Origin of the sequence: Nocardia sp. NPDC005998 (genome assembly GCF_040614395.1) — a bacterium.
In the GTDB taxonomy this organism is placed as follows: Bacteria; Actinomycetota; Actinomycetes; order Mycobacteriales; family Mycobacteriaceae; genus Nocardia.
The window spans coordinates 65,286-73,675 of sequence record NZ_JBEXUI010000041.1 but is presented as its reverse complement, the minus strand read 5'-3'; the positions used below and the strand labels follow the sequence as shown (position 1 = coordinate 73,675).

Here is an 8,390-nt window from a genome sequence, read left to right as displayed (position 1 = left end):
CGACCCTGATCAGGACGGAAGCATGATGAGTCAGCACATCGGCTACCGAAGAATCTATGAAGCGCCGATTCCCTCCGATGGGACCCGAGTGCTCGTCGATCGGGTGTGGCCGCGCGGGATGCGGAAGACGGATGCGCATCTGGACGAGTGGATGCGCGATATCGCTCCCTCGACCGAACTGCGCCAGTGGTACGGCCATCGGCCGGAGCGGTTCGCCGAATTCCGTCGCCGATATCTCGCCGAATTGCGGGACGCGCGGCATCGGGACGCGGTCGCGCAACTGCGGGAAATGGCCAGCCGACATCCAGTGACGCTACTCACCGCCACCCGCGACATCGACCACAGCCAGGCCGCAGTTCTCGCGAACTGGATTGCGACGCAGGCGAATTCGCCGGACTAGGCTGCCCGCATCCGGTCTATCGCTCGTCGACGATCTCGCCGGTCTCCGCAGTGGCGTCCTGGGTCAGCGCCATTGTGGCGCCCACCAGCGGGAAGCCTTGCGAGGCACCGATCGCCGCCAGCATCTGCTCCGCCGACTCCCACCGCCACGTGTCGGAGTAGCTGCCGTCCTCGAGCCGGGTAAGTCGTGTCTCGGTCAAACCCGGATTCGCCCTGCGGATTCCGTCGATCAGCGTGGCGCGCTGTGTCAGGAGCGCGTCGAGTCGGTCGGCCGCTACGCGATAGTGATGAATCCTTACCACCGGCATGGTGCAGTCCTTACTACTGGTCGAATGAGGGGGAAGGAACTGCGAGTTCCAGGCTTCCTTCACTGTCGTGGTGACAACAAACAGCCTCACATCGAGCCGGAATCGCTGGTAGTGCACGCAACATCGGTCTCGTGTGCATCTTCCGGTGCGGACGATATGCAATCTGCACAGTCGGTGTCGATGGTCAGCCATCCGATCAGCGCGGCGACGATCGGCCAATCAGAACGCCGAGCGCAAGGTCTCCTGGCACAGTCTGCCGCCGCTGGTGGCCGGTGAGCCGATCACCCCGTTTCAGCGCGCCGCGATCCTCGGCGACGCCACCAACCACGTGTGCCACTGGGGATCCGCAGGCGCCGGCTATATAAACACCGACGTCACGGTGGCCCTCTCCCGACTCCCGATCGGCCACGAACTCGGGCTTCGCGCCGACAACACCATCGCTGCCGACGGCATCTCCATCGGCAGTGCCACCCTCTACGACCGCACCGGGCCCGTCGGCACCTGCGTGGTGACCACACTGTCCAACGCTCGCCGCCAAATCGACTTCACAACCACGACAGCCGCCGCACTCGTCGGCGAACCGCGCTGACGCAGGGGCGAGTTCGCTGCCCCCGGCTACCCGTTACCTTCCTCATGCTCATCGCAGTCGAGGGTGTGCTGCGTGAGAACGTGGCGGCGTCAGACGGTTGGTTGTTTCCGGTCAGGAAGTGCGAGCGTCGTGCTTGTCGCGGTTGGCAAGGACCTGGTCCATGTGGGTCTGTGCCCAGCGCCTGAGGTCGCGTGTCAGGTGGTGGAGTGAGAGGCCGAGGTCGGTCAGCTCGTAGGTGACGGTGATCGGGACGGTTGGCGTTACGGTGCGGACGAGTAGGCCGTCGCGTTCGAGTGCTCGTAGGGTCTGGGTCAGCATCTTCTGGCTGACTCCCGCCAGCAGGCGGGAGATCTCGGAGTAGCGCATCGCTCGTGCGGCATCCGATGCACCGGGCTGGTCGGATTTGTCTGCTGCGTCGCCGCCGAGTGCGCACAGGATCAGCACGACCCACTTGTCCGAGATCCGGTCGAGGAGCTGGCGGCTGGGGCATGCTGCCAGGAACGCGTTGTACTCCATCTTGGCCTGCGCTCTCTGGGCAGCCTTCGTTGGCTTCACTGATCTCGTCTTTCGCCTGTGGTGAGTTACGCACTTCAGAGTGCCTACTTCCCTACGGGAAGCAACTCTCCAATACTCGTCCAGGGAGGCTGAAGTCGCCACCCACAGCGATAAGCGAAAGGCACAACGATGAACGCGCCAACCACATCACTTCCCGGGGGCACCTGGACGCTGGGCAACTCAACCATCACCCGGTTCGGTTACGGCGCAATGCAACTCGCCGGCCCGTGGGTCATGGGGCCGCCCGCTGACCACGATGGCGCCCTGGCCGTATTACGCGAGGCGGTCGCGGCCGGTATCGCCCACATCGACACCAGCGACGCATACGGACCGCGCGTCACCAACGAGCTGATCCGTGAGGCGCTACATCCCTACCCGGAGTCGCTGTTCATCGCCACCAAGGTGGGGGCGAACCGAGATGCGCAAGGCGGCTGGCCCACGGCCCGCCGACCCGAAGATCTGCGCAAGCAGGTCCACGAGAACCTCCGGTCTCTCGGGCTCGAGACCCTCGATCTGGTCAACATGCGCATGGGCGATGCCGAAGGCCCCAAGCCTGGTTCGCTCGCCGAGGCGTTCGAGACGCTCGTCGAACTCCAGCAAGAAGGCCTGATCCGTCACCTCGGGGTCAGCAACGTCACCATCGAGCAGGTCGCAGAGGCCCGCGGTATCGCCCCGATTGTGTGCGTGCAGAACATGTACAACCTCGCCCACCGCCATGACGACGACCTCATTGACAGCCTCGCCGCCGATGGCATTGCCTATGTACCGTTCTTCCCACTGGGGGGCTTCACCCCGCTACAGTCCGATGCGCTCTCGGGGATCGCGGTCCGGCTCGGGGCAACGCCGATGTCGGTCGCGTTGGCCTGGCTGTTGCAGCGCTCACCGAACATCCTGCTCATCCCCGGCACATCATCGACAGCCCATCTGCGCGAGAACATCGTCGGCGCTGGGCTCGTCCTTTCCGATGCGGACGTGGCCGACCTGGAGGGTATCGGCCACTGAACGACATGCGGGCCGCGCCCGGGTCAGGCCCGTCGCTACCCTGGCGCAGGTTTCGATTGCGCTGGTCTGACCATTTTCTGTCGGCTCGACGAGTTCGGGACCGCGGTAATGGGCGTCGCAGGCGAAGCTCTCGCGCCGTGGACTGCGATGGGCGCTGGAAGCCACTGCGTGCCAGCACCTCCAAGATGAAGGCGTCCGATTCATAGAAGCCAATGGGGCTTTCTCCATGCCAACTGAGACAGAGTGCCCTGAGCGACAAGACGTTCCCTCACGAGATGAAACCCAGGTCGTGACGAGCGGTACCGACAGCGGGACCCGGGTCGGTCGCGACGACGCGGTGCAGCAATTCCGAGTAGATGTCACGGAAGTCGACGGTGGTCTTCAGATCACCGTTGTCCAGGTCGGTGAGGCTTGGCTCGTCGCCGTAGAAGCCGCCCTTGACCCGCGCTCCCGCAACGAACACCGGCCCGGCAGTGCCGTGGTCGGTGCCCTGGGAAGCGTTGGCGGCGACGCGGCGGCCGAATTCGCTGTAGGCCATGAGAACTACGTCGCGGCCACGGGGATGCCCTGCCATATCCGTCAAGAACGCCGACACCGCCTGGTCGAGCCGTGCGAGCAGTTGCTGCTGGGTGCGGCGTTCATCGGCATGGGTGTCGAAGCCGCCCAGACTGACCGAATACACCTGGGTGGGCACACCCGCCTTGATGCACTGTCCGACGAGCGCGAGCTGGGCGGCGAGCGGATTACCACCGGGACCGGCTGGTTTCGCGCCGATCGAGGAAAACGTCTGCGCCACAGCCTGTTCGGCGTGATAGCCGGCACAGACGAATGCCTGGGCGGGACTGTCGCGGGGGTCGGTGGCGGCGAGCGCGGCCAATTCGGCGGACAATTCCGGCGATAGCGGGGCCGTGGCGGGATCCAGCGCTGCTGCGGTGTGCTTTTCCCCTATCGCCAGCTGCGGCAGCACCGGGCCGATATTGACCGCACGCACCGGGTCGTCACCGGCCGCGTCGAGCCAGCGCCCGATCCATCCGGTATTGACCGGGCGGTCCGGAGTGGCCGTCTGCCAGATGTCCATCGAGCGGAAATGGCTGTGATCCGGATGCGGATAGCCGACCCCGCGCACGATCGCGAGGTTGTGGCTGCCCCATAGGTCCGCGAAGCCCTTCATCGCCGGATTGAGTCCGAGCTGCCCGTCCAGGTGCAGTACCTCCTGCGGCTGATACGACAATTCCGGCCGCGCATCGTGATAGGCGTTGTCCGCGTACGGAATCACGGTGTTGACGCCGTCGTTGCCGCCGTACATCGTTACCAGGACCAGGATTCCGGCGTCCGGCGCCAGGGGTGCGGTGGCCGCGTGCCGGTGCACCTCCTCCCAGGTGATCACGGAGCCACCGGCCAGCCCGAGCGCACCCAGTACGCTGCTGCCGACGAGGAACTGTCTGCGATTGAATCGAGCCATGGTTCGATGACTTTCCGGTCAGCTGGTCAGGTATTCGGGAGTGTTCACCGCGATCGCGATGAGCCGGGCGGGATCGTTTCGGACCGCCCCGAGCACGGCGGCACTGCGGTCCGACCAGGCGCCGATGCCGAGCTGGTAGCCGACCGCATCGAGGCGATCGCCCGGCGCGGCGGACGAAATCCGGCTCAGGTCAGCCTTTTTCACGAGCTCAGATGCTGCGGTGAGCCGAATCCGCGCCGCGGCTGTCGACATCCACGCCTGGCCGTGCGGCCAGCCACCGACCGACGGCGGGTAGAACGGCAGCTGTCCGAGATTGCGCAGCACACCCGCCAGCTTCTTGACGTCGGCGTCGTTGTCCATCGGGACCGCCAGCGCGCGCACCATGCCGATCAGCCATTCGACCGGGCCGTGCACGACAGTGTCTTGCACAGCGGCGAATTCGTCGTCGGTGAGGATCGCAACCACCATCCCCGCGGCGTCGCGATTCGGTCCGTAGGCCGCCACGGCACGATCGATCGCCGGTTGCGACGGTGGTGTATCGGAGCCGAGCTGCTGCCACATCCGCCCGGCCACATAGCGAGCCGACTCGGGCCGACCGAGCACGATATCGCAGAATTCGCGGGCGCCGAGCGAACCCGTCACGCCGAGCACGGTTTTGGGTCCGGGATCGTGCCGCTGGGAATTCAGCATGGTGACCCCGCTGGCGTCGATCGTCCACCCGGTCAGCGCACGCGCGCCTTCGCGCACATCGGTCTCGGTGTAACCGTTGCCGTGTCCGAGCGCGAACAGTTCCAGGAACTCGCGTGACAGATTCTCGTTGGGCGCCTTCGCCGAATTACTCGTGCCGTCGAGCCATTTGAGCATGGCCGCGTCGGTGAGCATCGCGTAGGCCAACGCGCCGAAGTCGCCGGTGCCCAGCTGGCGCAGCTTCTGGTTCTGCGCGGCCAGCGCGGCGGCATTGCGAACTTTGGCCGCCGATGTCGCGAAGTGGTTGTGCCACAACAGGGTCAGCTTCTCATGGATCGGCTGATGTACGGCGGCCATGCGCCGCAACCACCACGCGGTCAGCATTGCGAGTTCGTTGTTGCGTTCTGCGTTGTAACGTCGGCGGACCTCGGGCGTCGCGTTTTTACCCGGTGCGGTGGTAACGGCGAACACCGGCAGCGGCGTCGCCCGCGCGCCGGCATCGGCGTCGGGGTCGGTGGTCAAAGCCGATCGCAGATAGTCGGCGGGCTGCTGCGCACGCACGGCATCGATCTCGGCCCCGGTCGCACCGAAGCCGGCGCGACGAAGCACGCGCGCGGTGCGCATCCACTGCGCAGATTGGCTGCCCATGATCCGAGTATCGCGCCGCCCCCGACGTTCATCGGCTCGTTCATCGCCACCTTTCAGGCAATCTTCAGCTCCGCGGCGCAACAATGACACCTGTGCAGCCGGGACGAATACTTGTTATCGAAGACGCCGAGGCCATCCGGGTCGCGGTGGGATCGGGGCTGACCACGGCCGGACACGAGGTGCTCAGCCGGGAGCACGGCCAACAGTTGGAGCGCGATCTCGCGCAGTTCCGGCCGGATGTGGTCGTGCTCGACATCATGCTGCCCGGACGCGACGGATTCACCCTGCTGGAAACTGTGCGCGCCAGATCAGGGGCCGGCGTCGTCATCCTGACCGCCCGCGATGGTATCGACGACCGGCTGCGCGGGCTGCGAGCCGGCTCGGATGATTATGTGGTCAAGCCGTTCGACCTGGCCGAGCTGGTGGCCCGGGTCGATGCGCTGTTGCGGCGGATGGGCAGACTCCAGACCAAGACCACGATCGGCGATCTCGTCATCGACGTGGAATCCGGTGCGGTGCACCGCGGCGGCGAGACCATCGTGCTGACCCTCACCGAGTTCAAGCTCCTCGGCTATCTCGCCGCGCACCGCGACCGGGTGGTCACCAAGGCCCAAATCCTGACCGCCGTATGGGGATACGACGATTACGACCCCAACCTGGTCGAGGTGAATGTCAGCGCGGTTCGGCGCAAGCTGGAGGCACACGGACCGCGGCTGCTGCACACCGTGCGCGGTCTCGGCTACACCTTGCGGGTCGGCGACCAGTGAGCTGGCAGCGCCGCCCTGGTGACCACTACAGCTCTCATCGGGCCGGGGTGCGATGAAGACGGTGTCGCTGCGCAGGCGCGTCACGCTCACCACCGCTACGGTGCTCGGTGCGGTACTGATCATCGTTTCGCTGGTGGTGCACGGGTTGTTCGCGGTGGCGCTGAATCGCAGTCAGAACGCGGTGCTCGCCGACCGCGTTCAACTGGCACAGCAACTTGCCGACCAAGGCATCTCGCCCACCGATCTGCTCACCCGGATCGATGCGCGGTCGGTGCGAGCGCGGCTCGTCCTCGCCGACGGCCGCACCTTCGGCAGCCTGAATGCCCAGCACGAGGACCAGTCCACGGTGAAGACCAGACACGTGCTGCTCAATGGCCGAGGCGAGTTGGACCACGCGCGAATGACCCTGCAACTCGATACCAAACTATTGGCGGGGGCGCAGTCGAAGCTGGTGGGCGTGCTCGCGGGCACCACCGCCGCGGCGCTGCTCGTGATCGTCATCGGGTTGCCGTTCGGTATCCGCCGCGCCCTCGCACCCTTGGATTCCATGACCGTGCTGGCTCGCGAGATCGCCCACGGCCGACGCGGGCGGCGGTTGTCGCCATCGCGACCCGACACCGAACTGGGACGCACCGCAACGGCTTTCGATGAAATGCTGGACGCACTGGAAGGCGCCGAGGCCCGAGCACAGGCGTCCGAGGAACAGATCCGTACCTTCGTCGCCGACGCCGCGCACGAGTTGCGCACCCCGATCACCGGAATTCGCGCGATCGCCGAAGCGGTCCTGCAGCAGCCGCCCGACGCCGATCCCGACGCCAGCCTGCAGATGCAGCTGCTGTTGGTCCGTGAGGCCCAGCGCGCGGGCCGGCTGGTCGACGATCTCGTCGATCTGGCACGCATCGACGCCGGACTGCCGCTGCGGCATACACCGACCGATCTATACGACCTCGCCGATGCCCAGTTGAGTCGGATGCGGCTGCTGCACGGCGATATCGAGTTCGAACTCGCGGGCGATCACGTGGTCGCGGCCATCGACCCCGAACGCGTCAACCAGGTGCTGTTGAACCTGCTCGAGAACGCGTGCCAAGCCATGCCGGATAGCGGCACGGTGACGGTGTGGGTCGGCGCCACCAGCAACCTGGCCGAGGTGACGATCAGCGATACCGGCCCGGGGGTGCCGCCCGGCGAACGCGAGCGGATCTTCGACCGGCTGGTGCGTCTCGACCAGGCACGCGATCGCCGCGCGGACGGTTCCGGCCTGGGACTTGCCATCGCCCGCGGCATTGCCAGAGCCCATGGCGGCGACCTGATCTGCCTCGACCCCCCGCCCGGACAACACGGTGCCGTATTCGTGCTGCGGCTGAAGATCGCCTGAAGATAGTGGCGCGACAAGTGCGCTCGGCAGGTCGGGTCGGCAGATTCGATGGGGACATATCCCGCCGACCACTGGAGTAAGAATGAAGCGCAGTCTCGTCGCCGCCACCCTCGCCGGACTTGCCATCGCCCTGCCCGCGACCGCCTCCGCCGACCCCGGGCCGCAATGCAACCCCGCGGCCGCGGCCCAGGCGAAGGCGGACAGCGCTCCGAAGGTCGCGGCATTCCTGTCCAGTCACCCGGACTTCGCCGCAGAAGTGGCGAAGGTGAAGGCCCTGCCCAAGGATCAGCGCAAGGCGGAGTGGAAGTCCTACCGCCAGGCGCACCCGCAGGACGTACAGGACTTCAGGACCGCCCGCGCGGCCATCCACGACTACCGCCAGGCCTGCCACAAGTAGCCATCGATCTCGGCCACCCGCACCCGGTATCACGGGTGCGGGTGCGGGTGCGGATCGAGAGCAAACAACGCCCTTGGGCCGCTTCACAAGTCGGCCTTGTTGCCGCCGGTATCGGCGTTCGAGATGCTCATCGGACCGAGTGCTCGAGCGGCTCGCTGAGTTGCGACAGGCCAACCCACGATGCCATCGCGTCCAGGTCAG

Annotated in this window: 10 protein-coding genes; 6 read left to right on the top strand and 4 right to left on the bottom strand. The window is 66.2% G+C overall.

The features are described from left to right. The first annotated feature begins 22 nt into the window (after nucleotides 1–22). Nucleotides 23–400 carry a DUF488 domain-containing protein gene (locus ABZ293_RS35260; RefSeq protein ID WP_355187910.1) on the top strand — a complete coding sequence of 126 codons (378 nt, stop codon included), beginning with the start codon at nucleotides 23–25 and terminating at the stop codon, nucleotides 398–400. Nucleotides 401–416: 16 nt separating this feature from the next. Here ABZ293_RS35260 and ABZ293_RS35255 read toward each other — a convergent pair whose 3' ends face one another. Next, nucleotides 417–707: a hypothetical protein gene (locus ABZ293_RS35255; RefSeq protein ID WP_354954284.1), complete on the bottom strand. Its 291-nt coding sequence runs from the start codon at nucleotides 705–707 to the stop codon at nucleotides 417–419. 133 nt (nucleotides 708–840) lie between these two features. Between ABZ293_RS35255 and ABZ293_RS35250 the strand changes: the two genes are divergently transcribed. After that, entirely contained in the window at nucleotides 841–1,296 is a 456-nt protein-coding gene (locus tag ABZ293_RS35250; RefSeq protein ID WP_355187903.1) for a hypothetical protein, read from the top strand. Nucleotides 1,297–1,407: 111 nt separating this feature from the next. Here the strand turns inward: ABZ293_RS35250 and ABZ293_RS35245 are convergent, their stop codons facing one another. Next, nucleotides 1,408–1,812, bottom strand: a complete 405-nt coding sequence (locus ABZ293_RS35245; RefSeq protein ID WP_355187901.1) for a helix-turn-helix domain-containing protein — start codon at nucleotides 1,810–1,812, stop codon at nucleotides 1,408–1,410. Nucleotides 1,813–1,980: 168 nt separating this feature from the next. On the opposite strand from ABZ293_RS35245, the gene ABZ293_RS35240 reads away from it, so the two are divergent. Further along, the gene (locus ABZ293_RS35240; RefSeq protein ID WP_355187899.1) at nucleotides 1,981–2,853 is read left to right on the top strand and encodes an aldo/keto reductase family oxidoreductase; all 873 of its coding nucleotides are present in this window, start codon (nucleotides 1,981–1,983) and stop codon (nucleotides 2,851–2,853) included. Between the two features lie 268 nt (nucleotides 2,854–3,121). On the opposite strand, the gene ABZ293_RS35235 is transcribed toward ABZ293_RS35240, so the two are convergent. After that, the gene (locus ABZ293_RS35235; protein ID WP_355187897.1) at nucleotides 3,122–4,315 is read right to left on the bottom strand and encodes a DUF1501 domain-containing protein; all 1,194 of its coding nucleotides are present in this window, start codon (nucleotides 4,313–4,315) and stop codon (nucleotides 3,122–3,124) included. Nucleotides 4,316–4,333: 18 nt separating this feature from the next. Continuing rightward, a complete protein-coding gene (locus ABZ293_RS35230; protein WP_355187895.1) occupies nucleotides 4,334–5,650 on the bottom strand; it encodes a DUF1800 domain-containing protein in 1,317 nt (438 codons plus the stop codon). An 83-nt stretch (nucleotides 5,651–5,733) separates the two neighbouring features. Here ABZ293_RS35230 and ABZ293_RS35225 point away from each other — a divergent pair, with 83 nt between their 5' ends. The 3 genes from ABZ293_RS35225 (at nucleotide 5,734) to ABZ293_RS35215 (ending at nucleotide 8,189) form a co-directional block, all read left to right on the top strand. Further along, nucleotides 5,734–6,417: a response regulator transcription factor gene (locus ABZ293_RS35225; protein ID WP_355187893.1), complete on the top strand. Its 684-nt coding sequence runs from the start codon at nucleotides 5,734–5,736 to the stop codon at nucleotides 6,415–6,417. Between the two features lie 52 nt (nucleotides 6,418–6,469). Continuing rightward, complete coding sequence (locus tag ABZ293_RS35220) at nucleotides 6,470–7,792, top strand: HAMP domain-containing sensor histidine kinase (protein WP_355187891.1); 1,323 nt, start codon at nucleotides 6,470–6,472, stop codon at nucleotides 7,790–7,792. An 82-nt stretch (nucleotides 7,793–7,874) separates the two neighbouring features. After that, nucleotides 7,875–8,189: a hemophore-related protein gene (locus tag ABZ293_RS35215; protein ID WP_355187889.1), complete on the top strand. Its 315-nt coding sequence runs from the start codon at nucleotides 7,875–7,877 to the stop codon at nucleotides 8,187–8,189. Nucleotides 8,190–8,390 lie beyond the last annotated feature (201 nt).

What these genes read in the sequence shown, in the direction of transcription:
- ABZ293_RS35220 (WP_355187891.1), top strand. Translation starts at nt 6,470, where the DNA reads ATGAAGACGGTGTCGCTGCGCAGGCGCGTCACGCTCACCACCGCTACG.
- ABZ293_RS35230 (WP_355187895.1), bottom strand. Translation starts at nt 5,650, where the DNA reads ATGGGCAGCCAATCTGCGCAGTGGATGCGCACCGCGCGCGTGCTTCGT.
- ABZ293_RS35245 (WP_355187901.1), bottom strand. Translation starts at nt 1,812, where the DNA reads ATGGAGTACAACGCGTTCCTGGCAGCATGCCCCAGCCGCCAGCTCCTC.
- ABZ293_RS35260 (WP_355187910.1), top strand. Translation starts at nt 23, where the DNA reads ATGATGAGTCAGCACATCGGCTACCGAAGAATCTATGAAGCGCCGATT.
- ABZ293_RS35225 (WP_355187893.1), top strand. Translation starts at nt 5,734, where the DNA reads ATGACACCTGTGCAGCCGGGACGAATACTTGTTATCGAAGACGCCGAG.
- ABZ293_RS35240 (WP_355187899.1), top strand. Translation starts at nt 1,981, where the DNA reads ATGAACGCGCCAACCACATCACTTCCCGGGGGCACCTGGACGCTGGGC.
- ABZ293_RS35235 (WP_355187897.1), bottom strand. Translation starts at nt 4,315, where the DNA reads ATGGCTCGATTCAATCGCAGACAGTTCCTCGTCGGCAGCAGCGTACTG.
- ABZ293_RS35215 (WP_355187889.1), top strand. Translation starts at nt 7,875, where the DNA reads ATGAAGCGCAGTCTCGTCGCCGCCACCCTCGCCGGACTTGCCATCGCC.
- ABZ293_RS35255 (WP_354954284.1), bottom strand. Translation starts at nt 707, where the DNA reads ATGCCGGTGGTAAGGATTCATCACTATCGCGTAGCGGCCGACCGACTC.